Annotated in this window: 23 protein-coding genes, 2 tRNA genes and 1 pseudogene; 11 read left to right on the top strand and 15 right to left on the bottom strand. The window is 67.2% G+C overall.

Going from position 1 to position 18,662, the window contains the following annotated elements:
* The first annotated feature begins 67 nt into the window (after positions 1-67).
* Entirely contained in the window at positions 68-1,546 is a 1,479-nt protein-coding gene (locus IE99_RS0127310; protein ID WP_030177008.1) for an MFS transporter, read from the top strand.
* A 52-nt stretch (positions 1,547-1,598) separates the two neighbouring features.
* Here IE99_RS0127310 and IE99_RS0127305 read toward each other — a convergent pair whose 3' ends face one another.
* From IE99_RS0127305 to IE99_RS33755, 3 genes and pseudogenes are all read right to left on the bottom strand, one after another.
* Positions 1,599-1,790: a DUF397 domain-containing protein gene (locus tag IE99_RS0127305; RefSeq protein WP_030177006.1), complete on the bottom strand. Its 192-nt coding sequence runs from the start codon at positions 1,788-1,790 to the stop codon at positions 1,599-1,601.
* Positions 1,781-2,302 carry a DUF5753 domain-containing protein gene (locus IE99_RS31545; RefSeq protein ID WP_281176592.1) on the bottom strand — a complete coding sequence of 174 codons (522 nt, stop codon included), beginning with the start codon at positions 2,300-2,302 and terminating at the stop codon, positions 1,781-1,783. The genes IE99_RS0127305 and IE99_RS31545 overlap by 10 nt, the downstream gene beginning before the upstream one ends.
* A gap of 73 nt (positions 2,303-2,375) precedes the next feature.
* Positions 2,376-2,594: pseudogene (locus tag IE99_RS33755) on the bottom strand (helix-turn-helix domain-containing protein); the annotation flags it as partial.
* Between the two features lie 135 nt (positions 2,595-2,729).
* Here IE99_RS33755 and IE99_RS0127295 point away from each other — a divergent pair.
* Positions 2,730-3,125: an ATP-binding protein gene (locus IE99_RS0127295; RefSeq protein WP_051713401.1), complete on the top strand. Its 396-nt coding sequence runs from the start codon at positions 2,730-2,732 to the stop codon at positions 3,123-3,125.
* A gap of 142 nt (positions 3,126-3,267) precedes the next feature.
* Here the strand turns inward: IE99_RS0127295 and IE99_RS33515 are convergent, their stop codons facing one another.
* Positions 3,268-3,390 (bottom strand): hypothetical protein, encoded by a 123-nt coding sequence (locus IE99_RS33515; protein ID WP_281176591.1) that lies wholly within the window; start codon positions 3,388-3,390, stop codon positions 3,268-3,270.
* On the opposite strand from IE99_RS33515, the gene blaOXA reads away from it, so the two are divergent.
* Entirely contained in the window at positions 3,389-4,303 is a 915-nt protein-coding gene (gene blaOXA / locus IE99_RS0127285) for a class D beta-lactamase (RefSeq protein WP_051713399.1), read from the top strand. The two genes, IE99_RS33515 and blaOXA, sit on opposite strands and share 2 nt — an antisense overlap.
* Before the next feature lie 236 nt (positions 4,304-4,539).
* Here blaOXA and IE99_RS0127275 read toward each other — a convergent pair whose 3' ends face one another.
* On the bottom strand, positions 4,540-4,761 hold the full coding sequence (locus tag IE99_RS0127275; protein ID WP_030176998.1) for a hypothetical protein: 222 nt from the start codon (positions 4,759-4,761) through the stop codon (positions 4,540-4,542).
* A 721-nt stretch (positions 4,762-5,482) separates the two neighbouring features.
* Here IE99_RS0127275 and IE99_RS32205 point away from each other — a divergent pair.
* A complete protein-coding gene (locus IE99_RS32205) occupies positions 5,483-6,058 on the top strand; it encodes a hypothetical protein (protein ID WP_157610518.1) in 576 nt (191 codons plus the stop codon).
* A gap of 428 nt (positions 6,059-6,486) precedes the next feature.
* Positions 6,487-6,777 carry a hypothetical protein gene (locus tag IE99_RS33265; protein WP_051713397.1) on the top strand — a complete coding sequence of 97 codons (291 nt, stop codon included), beginning with the start codon at positions 6,487-6,489 and terminating at the stop codon, positions 6,775-6,777.
* A 204-nt stretch (positions 6,778-6,981) separates the two neighbouring features.
* On the opposite strand, the gene IE99_RS32200 is transcribed toward IE99_RS33265, so the two are convergent.
* From IE99_RS32200 to IE99_RS33510, 6 genes are all read right to left on the bottom strand, one after another.
* Positions 6,982-8,532 (bottom strand): CBS domain-containing anti-phage protein, encoded by a 1,551-nt coding sequence (locus IE99_RS32200; RefSeq protein ID WP_157610517.1) that lies wholly within the window; start codon positions 8,530-8,532, stop codon positions 6,982-6,984.
* 79 nt (positions 8,533-8,611) lie between these two features.
* Positions 8,612-8,794: a hypothetical protein gene (locus IE99_RS32195; protein WP_157610516.1), complete on the bottom strand. Its 183-nt coding sequence runs from the start codon at positions 8,792-8,794 to the stop codon at positions 8,612-8,614.
* A 369-nt stretch (positions 8,795-9,163) separates the two neighbouring features.
* Positions 9,164-10,039, bottom strand: a complete 876-nt coding sequence (locus tag IE99_RS0127255; RefSeq protein WP_030176993.1) for a hypothetical protein — start codon at positions 10,037-10,039, stop codon at positions 9,164-9,166.
* Complete coding sequence (locus IE99_RS0127250; RefSeq protein ID WP_030176992.1) at positions 10,023-10,931, bottom strand: aldo/keto reductase; 909 nt, start codon at positions 10,929-10,931, stop codon at positions 10,023-10,025. Before IE99_RS0127250 ends, IE99_RS0127255 begins: the two co-directional genes overlap by 17 nt.
* Complete coding sequence (locus tag IE99_RS0127245) at positions 10,928-12,115, bottom strand: cupin domain-containing protein (protein WP_030176990.1); 1,188 nt, start codon at positions 12,113-12,115, stop codon at positions 10,928-10,930. Before IE99_RS0127245 ends, IE99_RS0127250 begins: the two co-directional genes overlap by 4 nt.
* 9 nt (positions 12,116-12,124) lie before the next feature.
* A complete protein-coding gene (locus IE99_RS33510) occupies positions 12,125-12,247 on the bottom strand; it encodes a hypothetical protein (protein WP_281176590.1) in 123 nt (40 codons plus the stop codon).
* 208 nt (positions 12,248-12,455) lie between these two features.
* Here IE99_RS33510 and IE99_RS0127235 point away from each other — a divergent pair, with 208 nt between their 5' ends.
* Together IE99_RS0127235 and IE99_RS0127230 are read left to right on the top strand one after the other, a co-directional pair.
* Complete coding sequence (locus IE99_RS0127235) at positions 12,456-13,343, top strand: SLOG cluster 4 domain-containing protein (protein ID WP_157610514.1); 888 nt, start codon at positions 12,456-12,458, stop codon at positions 13,341-13,343.
* Positions 13,336-14,016, top strand: a complete 681-nt coding sequence (locus tag IE99_RS0127230; RefSeq protein ID WP_030176986.1) for a RibD family protein — start codon at positions 13,336-13,338, stop codon at positions 14,014-14,016. The genes IE99_RS0127235 and IE99_RS0127230 overlap by 8 nt, the downstream gene beginning before the upstream one ends.
* Positions 14,017-14,563: 547 nt before the next feature.
* Here IE99_RS0127230 and IE99_RS0127225 read toward each other — a convergent pair.
* Entirely contained in the window at positions 14,564-14,830 is a 267-nt protein-coding gene (locus IE99_RS0127225; RefSeq protein WP_211258941.1) for a helix-turn-helix domain-containing protein, read from the bottom strand.
* 119 nt (positions 14,831-14,949) lie between these two features.
* Between IE99_RS0127225 and IE99_RS30820 the strand changes: the two genes are divergently transcribed.
* The 3 genes from IE99_RS30820 to IE99_RS32830 are packed head-to-tail and all read left to right on the top strand — an operon-like array spanning position 14,950 to position 16,900.
* Entirely contained in the window at positions 14,950-15,630 is a 681-nt protein-coding gene (locus tag IE99_RS30820; RefSeq protein WP_084219998.1) for a helix-turn-helix transcriptional regulator, read from the top strand.
* A 32-nt stretch (positions 15,631-15,662) separates the two neighbouring features.
* Positions 15,663-16,727 (top strand): Arm DNA-binding domain-containing protein, encoded by a 1,065-nt coding sequence (locus IE99_RS31525; protein ID WP_211258940.1) that lies wholly within the window; start codon positions 15,663-15,665, stop codon positions 16,725-16,727.
* Positions 16,700-16,900 (top strand): hypothetical protein, encoded by a 201-nt coding sequence (locus tag IE99_RS32830; RefSeq protein WP_211258942.1) that lies wholly within the window; start codon positions 16,700-16,702, stop codon positions 16,898-16,900. The genes IE99_RS31525 and IE99_RS32830 overlap by 28 nt, the downstream gene beginning before the upstream one ends.
* 142 nt (positions 16,901-17,042) lie before the next feature.
* On the opposite strand, the gene IE99_RS0127210 is transcribed toward IE99_RS32830, so the two are convergent.
* Together IE99_RS0127210 and IE99_RS0127205 are read right to left on the bottom strand one after the other, a co-directional pair.
* Positions 17,043-17,135: transfer RNA gene (locus tag IE99_RS0127210), tRNA-Ser, on the bottom strand.
* A gap of 102 nt (positions 17,136-17,237) precedes the next feature.
* Positions 17,238-17,660: a hypothetical protein gene (locus IE99_RS0127205; RefSeq protein WP_030176980.1), complete on the bottom strand. Its 423-nt coding sequence runs from the start codon at positions 17,658-17,660 to the stop codon at positions 17,238-17,240.
* Positions 17,661-17,777: 117 nt separating this feature from the next.
* On the opposite strand from IE99_RS0127205, the gene IE99_RS0127200 reads away from it, so the two are divergent.
* Positions 17,778-17,850, top strand: a tRNA-Arg gene (locus IE99_RS0127200).
* Here the strand turns inward: IE99_RS0127200 and IE99_RS31520 are convergent.
* On the bottom strand, positions 17,824-18,384 hold the full coding sequence (locus tag IE99_RS31520; RefSeq protein WP_084220003.1) for a sigma factor: 561 nt from the start codon (positions 18,382-18,384) through the stop codon (positions 17,824-17,826). The two genes, IE99_RS0127200 and IE99_RS31520, sit on opposite strands and share 27 nt — an antisense overlap.
* Between the last annotated feature and the right edge of the window lie 278 nt (positions 18,385-18,662).

The following is an 18,662-nucleotide window of genomic DNA, read 5'->3' as shown; positions in this document are numbered from 1 at the left end:
CCTGATGTCAAGAAGCCCACGGCCGCTCCGACCGACCGGCGAACCCCGAAGGAAATGAGAGCTTCCGATGCGAATCAACCGGACGTGGCTGGGAGCGGCCCTCCTCATGCTGCCGACCCTGCTCGTGGCGATGGACACCACGGCGTTGCTCCTCGCGCTCCCCCAACTGAGCGCCGACCTGGGGGCCACCGCCGTCCAGCAGTTGTGGATCAGTGACGGCTACGGATTCCTGGTGGCCGGCATGGTCATCACGATGGGCACGCTCGGCGACCGGATCGGCCGCCGGCGGCTGCTGGTCATCGGCGCGGCGGCGTTCGCGGCACTGTCGGTCGTGGCGGCTCTCGCGACCGACCCGCTGACGCTGATCGTCGTACGGGCGCTGCTCGGCGTCGCCGGCGCGACCCTCGCGCCGTCCACCCTCGCCTTGCTCACCAACATGTTCCGCGACGAGCACCAGCGCGGAAAGGCCATCGCGCTCTGGGCGACGTGCCAGTTCGCCGGCGGCGCCCTCGGACCCGTCCTCGCCGGATTCCTGCTCCAGCACTTCTGGTGGGGATCGGTGTTCCTGGCCGCCGTCCCGCCGATGGTGCTGCTGGCGCTCGCCGGCCCCGTCCTGCTGCCGGAGTTCCGCAGCGACCAGGCCGGCCGGCTGGACCCGGCCGGCGTCGGGCTGTCGCTCACCGCGGTGCTCCTGATGGTGTACGGCGTCAAACAGCTGACCGTCCACAGCACGCGGGCCGTGCCGGTGGCGGCCCTCGTCGCCGGTGCGGCCATCGGAGTCCTGTTCGTGCGCCGCCAGCTGCGGCTGGAGAAGCCATTGCTGGACCTGCGCCTGTTCCGCAGCCGCCCGTTCACCGCCGTCCTCGTCGCGCTGGTCTGCGCGGGCATCGCCATGGCCGGTACGGGCCTGATGGTGACCCAGTACCTCCAGAGCGTCCTGGGGTATTCGCCGGTCGCGTCGGCGGTCCTGTTCGCCCCCATGGGCCTGGGCGTGGCGGTCGGCACCATGGCCTCACCCGCCCTGGCCCGGCGGATGAAGCACACCACCGCGATCGCCGGCGGGCTGGCCGGGTCGGCGCTGGGCAGCCTGCTACTGGTCGGCGCCGGCGGTGCGAACACCCTGCCGCTGGTGATCATCGGCATCGCCGTACTGGCGCTCGGCACCGGCCCGCTGTTCGCGCTCGGCACCGGCCTGGTCGTCGGGTCCGTACGGCCCGAACGCGCCGGCTCGGCCGCGTCCATGTCGGAAACCGGCAACTACATCGGCGGTTCGCTCGGCTTCGCGCTGCTCGGCGCGGTGGCCACGATGGTCTACCGCACCCGGACGGACGGCACCTCCGACTCGCTGGCCGGAGCGGTGGCCGCCGGCCGGCACCTCCCCGCCGACCAGAGCGCGGAACTCCTGCGCAGCGCGCGGGAGGCGTTCACCGCCGGCCTGCACGTCACCGGCGGCATCGCCGCGGTCATCTTCGCCGGCCTCGTCGTCCTCGTCCTCACCATGCGACCGGCAACCCGAACCGCCCCGACGGCTGTCACCGACTGTTGAGCCGCCCGGTTCCGCCTGGGTCGCCCGGGTCGCCCGCGGGCCGATGGGGTGGTCAGTGCGTGTCGGCGGCGGAACGGACGGCGGTGCGCAGGGCCGCGCGGGTCAGCAGGAGCATGGGGCCGTCCGGATCCTTGCTGTCCCGCACCGCCACCCCCGCACCGGCCACCCCCGCCAGTTCGACGCACTCGGCGGCGTTAGAGCCGCTGTAGCTGCTCTTGCGCCACTTGGCGATCGTCAGGTCCATCTTTCTTGAGCCACCTTCCTGATCAGCTCGCGTGACTGCTCTTGTGTGAGTGCACGTGAACGGAGGTCGACCAATGTTCGAGCCATGACGGATAGGTCGGCGGGGTCGTCCGTCGTGATCGAGCGTATGGCCGTCTCGGCATACGCCACCTCGCTCCGATCCTCCATGGTCGCGACTACAAAGGCGCCCATGTTGCCGTCGTGCTCACCGCTGCCCAACACTACTTGAACGGTGATATTGGGCATCATGCTGAACTCGATCAGGTGCTCCAGCTGCTTCCTCATCGTTTCCGCGGTCCCGACCTGGCGGTAGAGCACCTGCTCGTCGATCAGGAAGACGACGATCGCCGGACCTCGCTCGTCATTTCTGGTGAGGATGGACTGGCGCTTGATTCTGACGTCTGCGGCCTCCTGATTGCCGTGCACGATGGCGAGCGCGTACTCGGGGGTCTGAGCGAGCCCAGGGATGACGGAGTGCTGCCAGCAGATCAGCATGACCGCGTCGGCCTCGATCTGGGGCCAGTCGAACCAGATCGGGACGGGGTGACCGTCCTTGTTGAGGTCCTCCCCAAAGGTTGATGCGGGCGCCGTCGGCCTCCAGGTGCTCGTCCACGAACTCCACGAACGCGCGGGTGGCGCGCTTCTTCCCGTTCTCGATCTTGCTGACCTGTGGGCCGCTGACCTGCGTCAGGTGAGCGATGGTCTCCTGCTTGATTCCCTTGGCCTCGCGTAGTCGGCGCATCTGACGGCCGAAGGCGATGAGGGCGGGGGATTCACTCGGACGTCGGGGACGCCGCGGGGGCATGGCTCCTGCCTCTCGGTGAAAAGTTCTTGAACGGGGAGCGATCTTCCTTTATCTGCCACCTCTCGACGGCAACCAAATCGTAGGCCGAAAAGTGGCTCACTGTGTGGTGTACGCCACACAAGGTGAGGAGAGATCATGGGCGGCGCGGCGGAGAACGAGATGGTGGTGAAGCAGGACCTCAGGGTGGTCGCGGAGGTCCGGCGGTTCGTGCGGCTGGTCACGGGCCAGTGGGACATGGACGACTTCGTCCCGTGCCTGGTGGCCAGCGAACTGGTCACGAACGCCCTGCAGCACGCGGCGTCCGCGCCGGACGGTGACGTGATCCTGCGGTTGAGCCGCACCGAGGACGACGCCCTGTGGATGGAGGTCCAAGACGCCGTCAGCGACGTCCCCCGCATGCCGGCGATCGACATGACCGGAGAGACGGGCCGTGGCCTCTTCCTCGTCGAGCAGTTCACCCGCTGCTGGGGCGTCCGCGCACTGGACGGCAACACCGGCAAGGTCATCTTCGCGGTCATCGACCGCTCATGAGGACCGCGCGGGCTGCGGCGGTGGCGCGCAGTCTTTGGCGGCCGGCAGGCCGGGGAGCGCGGACACGAATGCAGCGATCATCGGCGGGGCGTCCTCCACGGTCGTCCACGTGCGGGTCGGAGCCGAGGTCCGGCATCCGCCGTCAGGCGGACAGCGCTTCGGCGTGGTGGGTGAGCGCCGCCTCGACCAGCTCGTCCAGGTAGTAAGTGGTCGCCCCCAGCGGCACCCCGGCGGCCGCAGCATGGACGCCTAGGATCACCGACATGGACTTCGACTCCCGGGCGCCGACCGCCGGGCGTGCGCCCATCACGTCCCGCGGGCGGCGCGGGACGCGCGCCGTCGCCGTGCTGAGCGTCGCCGTGCCGGTGCTCGGCGCCTGCGGTGGATCGGACGCCTCGCCGGGCGGGGGCATCGGGACGCCGCCGGCGGCGGCGCCCTCGACCGGCGGCGGCACGGTCGTGCGCGACGACCTGCGGTCGGAGTTCCGCCGGGCGGGCGTCCAGGGGGCGTTCGTCCTGCTGGAGGCCGAGACGGGACGGATGACGGTGGTCGACCGCCGCCGGGCGGAACGCAGGATGATCCCCGCGTCCACGTTCAAGGTCCCGCACGCACTGATCGCGCTGGAGACCGGGGCGGTGCGGGACGCCCGCGAGCTGATCCCGTACGGCGGCAGGCCGCAGCGCGTCGCCGCGTGGGAGCGGGACATGAACCTGGGCGACGCGATCCGGGTGTCCAACGTGGCGGTGTTCCAGACGATCGCCCGGCGGATCGGGCCGCGGCGGGAGCGGCAGTGGCTCGACCGGCTCGGCTACGGCGACCGCCAGGTGGGGACGGCGGTCGACCGGTTCTGGCTGCAGGGCCCGCTGGAGATCTCCGCCGTCGAGCAGGCGCGGTTCCTGGCGCGGCTGGCCGGGCGGCGGCTGCCCGCTTCCGCCGACAACCAGCGGCTGGTCGGCGACCTGATCCGGATCGAGCGCGGCGGCGACCGCTCGCTGCACGCCAAGACCGGCCTGACGGACGCCACCACGCCCGGCACCGGCTGGTGGGTCGGCTGGGTCGAGCACCGGGGCCGGCACCACGCGTTCGCCCTCACCATGGACGTCAGGACCGACCGGGACGCCGGGCAGCGGGAGCGGCTCGGCCGCACCCTGCTGCGCCGCCTCGGCGTCCTCGGCTGAACGGCCCCGCGCACCGCGCCCGGCGGCCCGCCGCGGTCACTCCTGGGGCACGGACAGGAAGCCGCCCGCCGGGTCCTTGAACCAGGCGATGAGAGGGCCGCTCTTCCGGGAGATGCCCTTCTCATCGGTCCCGTCGAGCTTCTCGAAACTCACTCCGCGGACGGTGAACGCCGTACCGGGCCTCCTCGATGGAGGCCCGGTACGGCCCTCCTAGAAAAGGTCACGGGAGGTGGCACTCATGCAGATTCCTCGTGGCGCTTGACCGCCTCCGACGCCGCCCCCAGGGCGAGGCCCACGCAGATGAGCGCGATCTCCACGGCGACGTGGTAGCCCTCCAGGAAGTCGGCCTTCCTGGTCAGGGCCCACAGATGGATCCGCCCGTCGGTCAGGTGGTGGACGAGACCGCCGATCCCCTGGGTGATCGACAAGAAGCACAGCAGGCCGAGGATTCCTCTCATGCCCGCAGGCTAGGGACGCCGGCCGGGCCGTGGCTTCGGCCGATCGGCGAGAGCCCGTCGACCAAAGTCGGCCTCCGCCCGGCGCGGTGACGCGGACCGGTCGGGCCCGCGACGGTTGGGCCCGACATGCGGCCGATGAAGTCAGACCGCCGCCCGCGCAGGCCGGGCTCGTGCCCTCGGAAGAACCCTTCAGACGCGCTCAGACCTTTTGTGCGTACCTTGTGCGTACTCGGCCCTTAACGATCTTCAAAACGCACCTGCGGGGTTGCATCGCTTGACGCAACCCCGCAGGTGATGGCGGAGGATCGGGGATTTGAACCCCGGATGGGCGGTAAACCCAAACCGCATTAGCACTTCCATATTTGGCGTGTTATGGGGTGATTCACGGTCCTCGTAAGTCCACACTTCCGCAGGTCAGCGGCTTGCATGGTTTCACCTCATCCCCCGTGATCCATTACAGTTCGTACGCACCCTGTGCGCACCAACCGCCAAGGTCGCCCATGGTAGCCACGCGTCATGCGAGCACTCAGCGTGTCCGCCAGACGGGTCTCCTTCGTCTCCAGGCCGCCCACGGTCGAGAGCAAGTTGGCCCCGTGTCGAGCAGTCCGGCTGGCTGGGGTGCCGGTGGGGCCGGCGCGAGTCTTGCGTACGAGTGCGTGCCCCGCTGGTCTGACGACATATCCAGATGCAAAGCTGCACCGGCTCCCTGATACTTGATTAGATGAGCGGACGGTACGGCATCGAGCGGAACCCGGCGATCGTGTCCTGGCAAACGCTACTTCAGGAACAAATGGAACGTGAGGGTGAGTCACGCACATACGATTATAGGGACCGGCCTCCAGCGCAGGATCACGTCGCTGCTGGAATGCATCGACTTCGTGGCCTGGTGATGGCTCAGGGCACAGAGACAGAGTCGGTCCTTAGGGAGATCGTCAAGCACTTGGATCCGAACCTCAATATAGAGAAAAGTACGGCTGGTCGACTGATCAAGGACGTTCGCAGGCTCTTGAGTGACGACGATGAAAGTTTCTGGGAATATGAGCTGCGTCTCATCGAAGAGGCCGTTGACCGACGCAATAATGCTGTTCATTTTGAAGTTGTCATTGGCTCTTCTTGGCGAGATTATGCCACCGGTGGCGGCGAGTGGGTCCCTGTGATCAGCCTGCTCGGCAATGAAGAGTACGACGAGGTGGACCTCCGGAAAGACTTTGCCCTTCAGCGGCATGCAACGCAGGCCGCTGTCGAAATCCTCGTTGACCTGAAGCAGCCTCGATCGACAGGCGAACCGTCGTCCTGAAATTCGAAGCGAAGGTCACGCTTGACGGTTGGCTACCACCCTGCGCGAGCAGCGCGCGGGGCATGACTGGAGCCTGCCGAGTACGGGACGAAACGTGGGCCAGGGACAGCATCTGGTTCGCCGTGGTCAAGGAGGCCGCGGTCGTAAGGTGATTTCTCCGCGCAGGGGAGGAGCGGTTGATGCTTCCTGCGGATCCCGCGAGGCACCGGGACGGGGTTCGCGCGATGGTGACCGCGAGGGTTGCCTGGCTGCGTGGGCGTGGTTTGAGCGCGCCGGAAGGGATCGCGGAGACCCTGGCCGGGCAGGTGGGGAGCCGGATTGGCCGGTGTGGGTGTAGGAGGCCGGTGAGGCGGTGGTGGGATGCACCACCGTGCTGAGTGAGTGTCCTGCTTGGGCGTTCACTCAGCATGAGCGGGAGGAGCCCGTCGGTGTTCCTCGCGTCGACCTGGACGCTCCCCTCTGCTGACCGGTTCGGGCACGTGATCGCGCGATGGGCGTTGCACCACGCGGCCCGGACAGGCCGGCTGCACGTGCGGCGCGGTGCTTTCCATTCCGCGCTGGCCGACTACTACTGCCGGGTGCAGGGGTGGACGTTGCTGCGGGAGGTGGACCGGCGGGGCCGGACCGGTTACATCATGTCCCGGCCGGCTGAGCGGCAGCCGGATCTGCTAGTGCGGACCGCAACCGCGCCGATCGCGACCGGGGGTGCGGGTAGCTGAGTGACCGCAGGCCCACCAACGAGCCGCGACCCGTCGTCGAACAGTGATTCGAGCAGCCTCACGCCGTGGCGGCGCATCGCCAGGTCAAGGATGGCGAGCGTCGGCCTCAAGCCCCAGTCGTCCACCGTCCTCCAGTTCGGTGACAAGGTCCACGGCGCGGTCGGGCTGTATGTGGACCCGCCGCGAAACGAGGCCCTTTTAAAATTATGGACGCGGGTCAGCGGTGCGAAGTAGTTCTAGAAGCCCTTCGACAGCTGCGTATTGCTCGTCGGCCAGCGGGTCTTCGGTGAAGTGCATAAGTTCGTTGCGGGTATTGCGGACTGTGGTGAGCAGTTCGATGAACTGGTCGTGATCCAGCTTCCAGCCAAGCTTGGCCCAGCGATCCTCATTCTGAAGCAGATAGACGTAGTTGCCGAAGGTCAAGTCGGCAGCCCGCGTGACCCTCGCTTTTTGATGGTTTGCAACGACATCCTTCAAGTCGTCAACAGTGAAGACTTCCTCGGCGGCACGGCGCAGCCTGTTTTCGGCCTCTTCGATCAGGACGAACGGCCGCGCCAGAGTGCCGAACTGGCGGGTGAGGTCGGATGCTGTAAGGATGCCCGTGACGCGGAAGCGGTCGGAATCGCGGACGAGGATGAACCCTCGATCGTAGATCACGCTAATCTGATCGAGAAGGGGCGCGTCGTGGTCGACGACGAGAGCCGAAGCCGTTGCGCTCTCCAGTGAGGGATCATCGGAGGCGATATGGGCTCGGCCGATCGATTCCCAACTGACGACGCCGTGATAAGTGCCGTCTTCATCGACCACGGCGATTTGGGAAAATTGCCGCATCACCATCAGGGTCTTAGCGAAGGTGAGGTCTGCGGTCGACGGAACCGAAACCAGCCGCGCAGGCAGCCTTCCCAGTCGAAGTGTCATGGGATCTGGTTCGGACACATCTTCAGTGTCCGCCGTGTCCCCTTCGGTCTCCGTGTCTGTGCCGGGCTCAGCTCCGAGTCGGACGAGCGCGACCACGTCTCCCACAAAGCCTTCTGTAAACGGAGGCCGAGTGGTCAGGCCTTGCGCGGCGAGGTCTTTTTTAATGATTGAAATTACTGGGGCGGTGCGACGCTCCCAGCCCCAATGCTCCAGCAAACTGCGGATAGTCAAGGTGCGGGGGTTCGACGGTTCCCGCGACGCCGCGTCTTCAAGAAGCTCTTCGGCACTTGTGGCTTGCTCCTCTCCGGCGATCCCGGGGTCGTTTCCCTGCACGGCTAGATGAGCAATGCGACGCGCAGCGTCATTTCGAGTCAAACCGCAGACGGTCAAAAGAGAGCCAAGACTGGCCCGGAGATCGGGCCTAATCACTGTCCACGGGACGTCCGGCCTAATCCAGTCGACCCGCCTTACCTGCCGAAAGTCTTCGAGTTCATCACCGCGATACTCATATGGCCCAGCCACGCGCCCAACGGCGAGGAAGCCCTGGTTTGTCTTCAACGGCATCACCACCAGGTCCCCCTCTTGTATCTCGGTGGTGAACTTCCAGAGCTGGCCCGTCCAGTTGCCGATAAGATTGCGGCCCGCCTCTGGGTACGTCCGCTGCAGTGCCTCGGTGAGCTCGCCCCAGGTCCTGCAACGGCTGAGGTCTCCTGCTTCGGCCCACCCGGCGATCGCCAGCCCCTCACTGAGTGCCCTGACCTCGCGCTCGCCGTCCCGGCCACCACGAATCAACCATGCGCGAACAGAACCTTCGTTCCGGTGTCCGGACAAACCCACTTACCCCCACGGCCGAGTAATGATTTGCCAGATTTCTATCGCACATCGCGACCATGTACATGCCCGGAACGGCTTAATTCTAGTTTTGTGAATGCCCGAAACCTTGCTGCTGGAGATAGGGCTGCGAGTTGGCGCGGGCGGCTGGTGGTGGGGTGCCAATGCAGCGGGTCTTGTAAGCGTTGATCATGATTAACCCAGATGTCCGGCCACCGGTGGCGCGGTCGATGACTCCGCCGACTGCGGCAGCGATCGTCAGCACCATACGGGCACCTGTCGGATGTGGGGGACTCGGCGGCCGTGTTCCTCGCCCCGGTCGTTGATGTCGGTTCTGGTGGCCTCGAAGATCTGCAGTCCAGGCGACGCGAGCATCGCCACCAGCGCAAAGTCACTGGAGTTGGCCGAGGCGCGGGCCGAAGCCAGCACGGCCTCGAACTGCAGATGGGATAACCCGACCGTACCGAGGCGTCGGCCATGGGCGGTGGGGCTACTTGAGCGAGACAGGACTCCGTGCCCTTACTCCCAGGCGCCATCACACCGCCCGCCGCCGACATCATCGGGTACTCGTGGAGCCGGGATGCGGGGGCCCTCAAGCTGCAGCGCCACCATCCTGTGCCGACGCGCGCTGCTGCGTTCAGGGCACTCGGGAGTCGCGATGGTGCTCCAGTAGCCGCTGCGCATGTGCTCGGACATGAGGGGCGAGCCGGGCGTGGACGGGGTCACGGTCGGCGGCCTGGAGGAGGATGGCCGCGATCGTGAGTTCGGCGAGCCGCCCAGCGCCTGTTGCCAGGACGTCGGAAAAGGTGTCGCGGACGCGGGCCGCCAGCTCTGGGTCGGGAAGCGTGTAGGCGTAGAGATGGGCGGCGTCGAATCCGTGGGGGGCGGGGCCGAAGCCTTCCCAGTCGAGGATGGTCAGTTCCGGACTGGTGAGGTTGGCCCAGTGGAGGTCGCCGTGGGCGAGGGTCCAGTGGTGGACGGTGGTGTCGATGCCCGCTTCGCCGAGGTAGCGAGGGATGGTGCGGTGTACGTAGGCCTGGCTGATGACGCGTGGGCGGTTGTCCGGAACCGGTGTGGCCACAAGTGTGCTCGCAGCCCGGTGCAATCGGGACCACCATGCGTCGGGCAGGGTGATGTGTTCGGTGAGGTCGGGAGTCGGGGAGCAGACGGGCGCAGTTACGTAGGTGCTGAGCTCGGCTCGGTAGGCATACCCCTCGTCAACCCAGTCGGCTGAAGCCAGCAGCCGGGGGCGTGGGATCTCCATCGGAAGAGTGGCAGCGGCTTCTTGAGTGCCGGTCCACAGCTTTCCGCCCTCCTTGCCGACTGGTGCTTCCAGCACTCGGAGCCAGGCGTTTCCGGAGGACGTCGTGACGGGGGCGCCGATGGTCCTTCCGCTATGACCCCAGGTTTCGGTTGCGCCGTGGGTGGGTGCGCAGTCGATCCGGATCGTCGCGCTAGCGAAGGCGGCGTGCATCCGTGCGCGGACGTCGGGATCGTCAGGCTCGAAGAACATGGCAGATGTCCTGGAGATGCGCGAGTTGAATGGCTGGACGCTGGAAGGCGTTGAGTGCTTCTCGCCAGTGTGCCGCAGTCGACGCCGAAAGCAGGGCTCCGGTGAGTCCAGGCGTGGAGGCCACTACCGCGAGCGGCGCGGCGACGTGTGAGGAGCCGGGACGGATGAACTCGGCCAGGTCGGAGGTGACCAGGTCGATGAGTTCGCCCCCGTTCAGTGGGGCAGAGGCCCACACCTCCAGACCGACCCCGGCGGCCTCCGCCACGGGACCGGCACCGTGGAGGGCTTGGGCAACGGGCGTGAGTTCGATGAGGTTGACGGGTAGTTGGATCGCCCGCAGATGGGTTCGGGTGCTTCCCGCTGCTCGTCGCGCTGCGGTGACGAGGTCCTGAACGGTGAAGGCGCCGCTGGTGAAGCCGCTCCAGGTGGCGATGCCGAAGCCCGCGATGTCGCCTTGGTGGGCGGCTTCCTCGAAGATCGTGAAGGCTTGGGTGATCCGCTCGAGTAGTCGGCTTCGGTCTCCGTGGGCGCCGTGTTCGGGGTTGTGCAGGTACAGCAGGTCGAGTCGGCCGCGGCCCACCTCGGTGATGTTGGCGGTGATGCGATGTCGAAGGTAGGCGGGCGCTATGGAGTGGCAGGCGGCAGCCTCTTCGGAGGTGATGAGGCCCGCCTGTCGAGCGGCCTGGGCTTGGTGTCGGGTCATGTGGCCCGCCTTCGTGGAGATGCGCAGCCCAGGTCGGTCGGGTAGCAGACCGGCCAATTGAGCATGTGCGCTGCCTCGCGCGTAGACAGGCGCGGTGTCGATGACGGTGACCCCCGCCGCGATGGCGGCACGGGCGGCGGCGGTCACGTCGCGGCATCGATAGGTGCCCAGGCCGAGAACCGCCATCATGCTTCGCCCGCGGCGATGATCCCGCTGCGCAACAACTGGTCGAGCAGGTCGACGGCCTGGTCAGTGGTGACGTTCGCCGCCTGGGCCAGAGTGCTGAGCGTGGCCGGCCGACCGGAGATAAGCGCCTCCAGTAGTGGGGTCGCTTGGGACGCGAGTGTCCAGCGTTGACCGGCCGCCTCCAAGGTCAGGGTCTGCTCGGTGCGGTGCAGGACGGTCCGAGGCGTCACGAGCCGGACAAGTAGATCGGGGTTGTCCTTGAGCCGCTCGTGAACCGCGTGTGGCAACGAGAAACCGCCGCGAGCCCCGGAGGCGGCATCACGCGCGGCCAAGTATGCATCGATCACCGCAGGGTCGTTGAGGCGTTCGGCCAGCAGCTTTCTCATCTCATGGCGCCAGCCCGCCTGGGCGTCCGGGCCGGCCAGGCGCGGGAGGTCAGCGCGGACGGAGGGCTGCGCACGTAGCTCGTCCACCACCCATGACAGCAGGTCGACCCCGGTGTGCGTGGCCAGCCCACAGGTCAGGTGAAGCGAGTGCTGTCCGGTGGACGCGGCAGCGGCGTGCCACCAACCGCGCGGGACATGCAAGGCGTCCCCGGCCCGGAGGACGAACTCGTCGATCGGGTGCTCGGGTGGTGCGTCGTCGAACTCGACGTCTCGATACAGCGGAGCGGGACGGGTGGGGCCGTAGATCCGCCACCGTTTGGCCCCCGATACCTGGAGGACGATGACGTCGTGGTCGTCCCAGTGGACGCCGAAGCCTTCTCTCGCCGTCCAGGAAGCGTAGGCGTTGACCTGCACGCCCGTACGGAGATGGCGCTCGAGCGTGCTCACCATGGCACCGATCGGCGGATGCATCTCCTCGATCGCGTCCAGGACCATCGTCGCGCCGTTGCGGAGCTGCTCGGCGACGAGATGCGGCTGCGGAGCTTCCCACGGCGGCATACGCCGGTACGTCCGGCGCTGGCAGTACTCCGACGCCGGGATGGTGGCACCATCGGCGGACAGCCGAAGACGCGGCGGCTCCAGCCGATGAGTGTCAAGGAGTTGGTTCAGTGCCGCCCAAGCCAGCAGACCGGCGAACCGGTCTCGGTCGGCGGACGATGCGGGATAGACCCGGTGGGTGCGGCCCAGGTCCTGGGCGAGGAACCGGTCCCCGCCCAGAACCTCGACGATCAAGTCGATCATGATCGTCGATCAGCCGTCGTTGAGGTCGGACTTGCCGGTGGACCCGCCGTCGGACGGCTGGGTGGCACGACCACGCGCCGCGACGATCTTCTCCACGGCCACCACCAGGCCGCCTGCCTTGCTGCTGTCCACTGAAATCTCCCTTCCCGCTCCGCTCCGGTCGGCGGAGCTGTCGGGCTACACCTTGTGTCCCTCGGCGAGATCGGAACAGTGAACGAAGCCGTGGTTTGCTCCCGTGGAACCGACTCACGGACGCGTCTCGCTGATCGCCATGGCTTGCGGCTTGCGCGCCGCTACCCTCTGACAGGGGGTCTTCGGCGAGTCAAGGACGAATGGCGACGTGACCAGGCGTAGGTACTTCGATCCCGGATCGGTCCCCATGGGGTTCTGGTGCCGAGAAGACGTCGCGCACGCCCTCACCCGCCGTGATGTCGGTCGGCTTTTCCGGCTCTTCCTCGGTCAGTTCCCCGAGTGCACACAGACTCAACTGGCCCTACTCACCCAGCATGATCGCTCTGACATCTCCAACTGGGTGCGGGGTACTCGCCAGGGCCGCGTCTCCGACATCGAGGTGCTCACCCGTATCGCAGACGGCCTGCAACTCCCCGATCAAGCCCGGCTCCTGCTCGGCCTCGCCCCAGCCGGTTCCTTCGCCTTCAGCCCGAATCCACCTGTCCCCCGGCAACGTGCGCAGTTACGTGACGCTGAGAAGCCGACGGCCAGCACAGCACCTGTGCACGTGGCCATCTGCGGCAGCAGAGCCCCCGACACCGACGCCGGCGTGATCGACGCCGCTGTCCGGTGCCTGGCCCGTCTCGTCATGAGCCGTGGCTACAAGGTCAGTCACGGCCCCGTTGGCGTGGGCATCGAGGTCATGACCTACATCGCCGACCAGTACCGTCCTCCCGACATCTCCCGGGCCCTCGGGCTCTTCGGTCACCGCAATGTCATTCAGGACGCCGAGTTCGTCATCGTCCTCGGCGGCGGGACCGGAACCCAGACAGAAATCGATCTTGCTCTGTCGATGGGCAAACCGGTAATCGCGCTCCCGGCCAGCGGAGGAACCGCCCGCCGCTTCTACCACCAAGCGGCCCGCGACCATCGCCTCCGCGCCTCGCTGGACGAGGAGCGGTACGCCGCCCTCAACGCTTGCGCCGACCCCGGCGAAGACTTCGTACGTATCGTCGAACAACTGATCAGCAACGACCCTGGAGCAGCTAATGACTGAACGCCCCTACGTGCTCTTGTCCTGCGCGGCCTCGATCGACGGCTATATCGACGACGCCACCGCCGAACGGCTTCTGCTGTCCAACGATGAGGACTTCGACCGAGTTGACGAAGTCCGGGCCGGCTGCGACGCCATTCTCGTTGGCGCCAACACCATCCGCCGAGACAACCCGCGCCTGCTCGTCCGGACAGAGGAGCGCCGCAAGGCCCGCGTCGCCCGCGGCCTACCCGAGAGCCCGATCAAGGTCACCTTCACGGCCCGGGGCGACCTTGACCCTGGGGCCAAGTTCTTTACCGCCGGCGGCGTCGAGAAGATCGTGTACTGCTCCAGCAGCGCGGTGGCCAGCTGCCGTGAGCGCCTCGGGGACGTCGCCACTGTCGTGGACGCAGGTGACCCGGTCGACCTCAACACCATGCTTGCCGACCTTGCTGACCGAGGGGTTCAGCGGTTGATGGTCGAAGGCGGCGGCACCGTCCACACCCAGTTCCTCACCGCCGGACTGGCCGACGAGCTCCAGCTCGTGATCGCCCCCTTCTTCGTCGGCGATTCCGCCGCCCCGCGCTTCGTCGGATCGGGGCAGTTCCCGCACCACCCCGGCAACCGGATGACCCTCAAGGAGGCCCGTCCCATCGGCGACGTCATCCTCGCCCGCTACCTCCTCACAAGCTCCTAACCGCGTGCTTCAGCGCTTTCAGCGCGGCCGCGTCCGCTTGGCCGAGGTCGCCTCTGGACCAAGTGGGTGAGTGCAGGCCGTGCCCAGGAAGTGTGATGCGGCGGATATTCCAGATCGGGGGATGGGGCAACTCGCCGCTATTCAGCGGATCTGGGAGAGCCGGGGCGGTTGTCGCCGGACGGTCAGTGCGCGGCGATGGCGGACTGGACGGCCGTCCCTTCACTGTCAGACTCAGGGGAGGTGGCCGAAGCGGCGGATGTTCAGCCCGGAGTACAAGCTGGCGATCGTGGAGGAGTGGGAGCAGAGCCACGAAATACACGCGCCTGACTCTGAGCCAGCGGTTCATCCGAGTATGCGCGCAGTGGCAACGGCCACGCCCGGCCGGGAGAATGGCGGGCAGTCACCGTGTCCGCGCCGAGCCGGACCGTGGCGGGGACCCGGCCCTCGAATTCCACCGCTCTATCGGCACCAGCAGGTGGTCTGTCGATGTGAGGTCTCATCGACACCGAGCAGGGCCGAAGGTTCTGACCGTCTCACCGGGGCGCGCCTACGTCGACGGCACCGCCGTGGCGGCCACCGGCTGCGCCGCGCCGAGGCCATAGAGCAGTTCCACCAGGTCTTGCGTGGGGATGCGGATCGTGCGTCCCATGCGCAGAACCCGGGTGCTGTCCCACTCCCCGCCACGGATCAACCGATACAGCGTCCACGGGCCGACCCTGAGGATTTCGGCAGCGGTCGGGACGTCGATGGAGGGGCCGAGGTCCCCAATGCGCTCACGCGTCCATGTCGTATCGCTAGTGGTCAACTCGGTCACGCAATCCTCGTTCCTCAGAGACGCCGCCTAACAGACGACGCAGTCTCGTTGCTCTGCGTTGCATCACGATCATCCGAGTAGTGTCGAGAAGTGTCAATGTGGAGGCATACTGTGTTGTCATGACACACGATGACTGGCCCTCCGCTGTCGCCGAAGGGGTGGCACGCCAGGTACGAGTGGAACGCGAGCGCCTGGGCTGGAGCGCACAGCAACTCGCCGACGCCTGCACGGCCCTCGGCTTCCCCCTCACCCGCTCTACGCTGGCGAACCTTGAGAGCGGGCGACGGCCGACGATCAGCCTCCCCGAACTCCTCATCCTCGCCCGCGCCCTGGACATCCCGCCGGTCCTGCTGGTGTGTCCGGTAGGCCAGGGCACATCCATCCCCGCCCCCGGCGTTCACGTCCCCGCCTGGGACGCGGCCCAGTGGTTCGCCGGCACCGCCGCATTCCCCGCGCCGCCCCCCACGACCACCGCGCAAGCCGAAGCAGACCACCCGGCCGCCCCCCTCACGCTGTTCCGCCGCCACGACCGGTACGTCGCGGAGTGGCAGTTCGCTACCCGCAAGGCCGCCGGAGCACGGTCGATGGAGGCCGAAGCCGCCGAAGAGGCCGAGCGCGCCTGGCGGACCCAGACAGCCGAAGCGGCAGAGCGAAGCGCACGCATCGCCGAGGAGATCATCACCGAGACCCGCCGCGAAATACGCAGCCGCGGGCTGACGCCGCCAGAGCTGCCCTCCGTGCTCGGCCACCTGGACGACCAGCCCCTTGCTGTCACCGCCGCCCCCGATCATTCCTTCTGAACCCACACCCCTCGCACATTCCGGAGTGATCCGTGAAGCCCTTCAAGCGCTGCTGGTGCATCAACCCCGAAACCGGCCGCGAGTACGGCCGCAACTGTCCAGACCTCAAGAAGCGGCACCACGGCCAGTGGTATGCGCGCTACGAGGCTCCAGCGGCGGACGGCAAGCGCCGCCAGCCTCGCATCGGCCCCTTCGACAGCAAGACCGAGTGCGAGCAGGCATTGGCCGAAGTCCTCAGCCAGCTCGGACGTACCGGCCGCATCGAAGACCGAAAGATCACGTTCGCCGACTTCCTCGATCAGCGGCACAAGCGGCGCCTCGCCTACTCCGAAACCGGCGAAGGACTCAAGCGCTCAACGCTGACCTCCGATCGCGAAGCGATCGAGCTGTACCTCAAGCCCGGCCTCGGGCACCTGAAGATGGTCGACCTCCGCGATCACCACTTCCATGAGCTGTACGCCGCGATGCGGCTGATCAACCGGGACGACTCGGGCGGCAAGCCGAGCGAGATGCTGCGCCGCCTGCTGACTGCCCGCGCCGCCCGCGAGGGCCGCCCCTACTCCAACCGCCCGATCAGCGAAGCGCGGATCAAGCGCGTGCACGCGGTGGCCACCGGCGCCCTCAACGATGCGGTGAAGCTCTGGAAGATCCTGCTGGTCAACCCTGCTGACGGTATCTTCCGCACCAAGGGCGGAGGCCGCAAGCGGCGCGTCAAGCCGCTGCTGTGGACCGACGAACGTGTCGCAGAGTGGGAACGGACCGGCAAGATCCCGCACAAGGTGATGGTCTGGACCGCACTCCAGTGCGGCGCGTTCTTGCGTTTCGCTGAACCGGACGCATCTTCACCTACCCCGACGGCCGACCGCTGCGGCCCGACTACGTCACCCAGCGGTTCAACCTGCTGCTTGCGCAGTACGCCTCCTACCGACGGCGCGCCTTCGTTGAAGGCTGGGACGTGGACCACATCGCCCGTCGTCATCGGACGACCCCAGAACTCGTCCGGATCGCGCTGGAGGGGCCGCCGCTGCCGCCCATCCGGCTCCACGACCTCCGGCACGGGTCCGCCACGATGCTCCACGCCGCCGGCGTCTCGATGAAGGTCGTCTCGGACATCCTCGGGCACGCCAACGAGAGTTTCACCGCCGACGTCTACGCGGTCGTCGCGGAAGAACTGGCCGAGGACGCGGCAGTCAAGCTTGCGAACTTCGTACCGCACACGGTCAGCGCGAAGTGGTCGCACAACGACGGGGACGCCGAGCTGTCTGCATAGTGTTCGGAGGGGTCTGCAGGCCCTGTGCGCCCGGACGTGTGCACAGCTCTGCCTCGTGTGCCAGGAATGTGCCAGGTGGCACTGCGCGTGGGGTCTGAAGACGCCTGCGGGGTTGCGTCGCTTGACGCAACCCCGCAGGTGATGGCGGAGGATCGGGGATTTGAACCCCGGATGGGCGGTAAACCCAAACCGCATTAGCAGTGCGGCGCCATAGACCGGACTAGGCGAATCCTCCAGGCTCAGGACAGGTTACCGGTTGAGCGCGCCAACCGGCAAAGTCATTCCCCGAGCATAGTGGACGACCGCCCCGGGGCCGCGGGGACGGCACGCCGGGAGGTCAGCCGCCGATCCGGAAGGTGGAGTACCCGCACGCCTTGCCGAGCTCGTTGCCGTGCTGCTGCATCTTGGTGAAGTCGGGCGTTCCACCCGACATGTCGCCACTGCTGAGCCGCTTGAGCGTGGCGGCCGTGTCGTCCAGGTCCTGCGCGAACTTCGTCGCGGCCGTCTCGACGTCACCGCCCGCCTTCTGGCCCTCCGACCGGATCGCCGACGCCGCGTCCGCGAACTTCTGCGCGTTCGACGCGGCACCGCCGCCCGGCGTCACCGCCGCACCGCCGGACGAGAAGCTCTTCAGCTCCGACTCGATGTTCTTGCACGCCGACGCCTTGGCGCCGCCACCGGTCACCGAGTCGAGCGACCCGCAGGCCGACGCGCCGAGCAGTACACCGCCGGCGAGCACGCCGAACACGATCTTGCGCATGGGGACTCCTTCGAGAGGTTCGCAATTCGGGACGAAGCGTAGACCCCAGCAGTCACATCCGTCTCGACTGTCCCGATTCGCAGTCGCTCCCGGGAGCCGGTACAGTGTTCCCGGCAGGCACCCGTAGCTCAACGGATAGAGCATCTGACTACGGATCAGAAGGTTAGGGGTTCGAATCCCTTCGGGTGCACCGGCTCAAAGGCCCCTTCCAATCGGAAGGGGCCTTTGGCGTTGCCGCTGGAGCCACGGGCACCGATCGCGCCCGGAGGGCTCTCAGCTCCTTACCGGCCGTAGGTTTCCAGGCGAGTGGCCGGTTCCCGCAGCAGAGACTGAGCGCCGTCGGGGAGTGCGGCCGGCCCCTTCGGTGTCGTCCCTCTCCGTGCACTGCGCCAGATCGCCGGCGCCGGCCTTGTACGCGGAGCGGGCTCATTGATGAAGAGGATGTGCCGTCCGCCGGCGTGGCCGGCCAGGTGTCGAAATGGGCCCGCAGCCGGTTGCGCGCCTTCCGCCGGCTGCTCACCTCAATGCGGTAGGCCACGGTACGGACCCATCCCTCGGGGTCGGCGTACCGTCCGAGCCTGTGCCACCGCTGCCAGGCCAGCGCGTACGCCTCCTGCACCGCGTCCTCGGCCTCCGCCAGGTCGCCCGCCATCGCGTACGCCGGGTTGATGATTTTTCTTGACGTTCCGGCGTAGAACGCGTCGAAGTCTTCGCTTTCCCGCATCACCCCTCCAATGACCGCCATCAGTAGGGGTCACGCTCGACCCTCCGCACCGGTTTCGTCCCAGCGGACACTTCGAGAACCAATGGTTCACGTCACGGGATAAGGGGCCGTGCGCTGAGAAAAGGCCCCTTCCGCTCCTGGAAGAGGCCCTGTCTCACTCGCGCTCCGATCCGGCGCTACTAGATCGTTGATGGGAAATGTTGGTGCTGGTCAATGGTCGTAGGCGATCAGGGATCGCTTGACCGGGGCGTCGATGAGCCAGTTGTGCCAGATGGCGG

Source organism: Spirillospora albida, from assembly GCF_000718255.1.
GTDB lineage: Bacteria > Actinomycetota > Actinomycetes > Streptosporangiales > Streptosporangiaceae > Spirillospora > Spirillospora albida.
The sequence above is the reverse complement of the archived record's forward strand: the minus strand, read 5'-3'. Positions and strand labels throughout refer to the sequence as shown.

What these genes read in the sequence shown, in the direction of transcription:
- IE99_RS0127310 (WP_030177008.1), top strand. Translation starts at nt 68, where the DNA reads ATGCGAATCAACCGGACGTGGCTGGGAGCGGCCCTCCTCATGCTGCCG.
- IE99_RS0127305 (WP_030177006.1), bottom strand. Translation starts at nt 1,790, where the DNA reads ATGGACCTGACGATCGCCAAGTGGCGCAAGAGCAGCTACAGCGGCTCT.
- IE99_RS0127295 (WP_051713401.1), top strand. Translation starts at nt 2,730, where the DNA reads ATGGGCGGCGCGGCGGAGAACGAGATGGTGGTGAAGCAGGACCTCAGG.
- blaOXA (WP_051713399.1), top strand. Translation starts at nt 3,389, where the DNA reads ATGGACTTCGACTCCCGGGCGCCGACCGCCGGGCGTGCGCCCATCACG.
- IE99_RS33515 (WP_281176591.1), bottom strand. Translation starts at nt 3,390, where the DNA reads ATGTCGGTGATCCTAGGCGTCCATGCTGCGGCCGCCGGGGTGCCGCTG.
- IE99_RS0127275 (WP_030176998.1), bottom strand. Translation starts at nt 4,761, where the DNA reads ATGAGAGGAATCCTCGGCCTGCTGTGCTTCTTGTCGATCACCCAGGGG.
- IE99_RS32205 (WP_157610518.1), top strand. Translation starts at nt 5,483, where the DNA reads ATGAGCGGACGGTACGGCATCGAGCGGAACCCGGCGATCGTGTCCTGG.
- IE99_RS32195 (WP_157610516.1), bottom strand. Translation starts at nt 8,794, where the DNA reads ATGGTGCTGACGATCGCTGCCGCAGTCGGCGGAGTCATCGACCGCGCC.
- IE99_RS0127255 (WP_030176993.1), bottom strand. Translation starts at nt 10,039, where the DNA reads ATGTTCTTCGAGCCTGACGATCCCGACGTCCGCGCACGGATGCACGCC.
- IE99_RS0127250 (WP_030176992.1), bottom strand. Translation starts at nt 10,931, where the DNA reads ATGATGGCGGTTCTCGGCCTGGGCACCTATCGATGCCGCGACGTGACC.
- IE99_RS0127245 (WP_030176990.1), bottom strand. Translation starts at nt 12,115, where the DNA reads ATGATCGACTTGATCGTCGAGGTTCTGGGCGGGGACCGGTTCCTCGCC.
- IE99_RS0127230 (WP_030176986.1), top strand. Translation starts at nt 13,336, where the DNA reads ATGACTGAACGCCCCTACGTGCTCTTGTCCTGCGCGGCCTCGATCGAC.
- IE99_RS30820 (WP_084219998.1), top strand. Translation starts at nt 14,950, where the DNA reads ATGACACACGATGACTGGCCCTCCGCTGTCGCCGAAGGGGTGGCACGC.
- IE99_RS32830 (WP_211258942.1), top strand. Translation starts at nt 16,700, where the DNA reads ATGCTCCACGCCGCCGGCGTCTCGATGAAGGTCGTCTCGGACATCCTC.
- IE99_RS0127205 (WP_030176980.1), bottom strand. Translation starts at nt 17,660, where the DNA reads ATGCGCAAGATCGTGTTCGGCGTGCTCGCCGGCGGTGTACTGCTCGGC.
- IE99_RS31520 (WP_084220003.1), bottom strand. Translation starts at nt 18,384, where the DNA reads ATGCGGGAAAGCGAAGACTTCGACGCGTTCTACGCCGGAACGTCAAGA.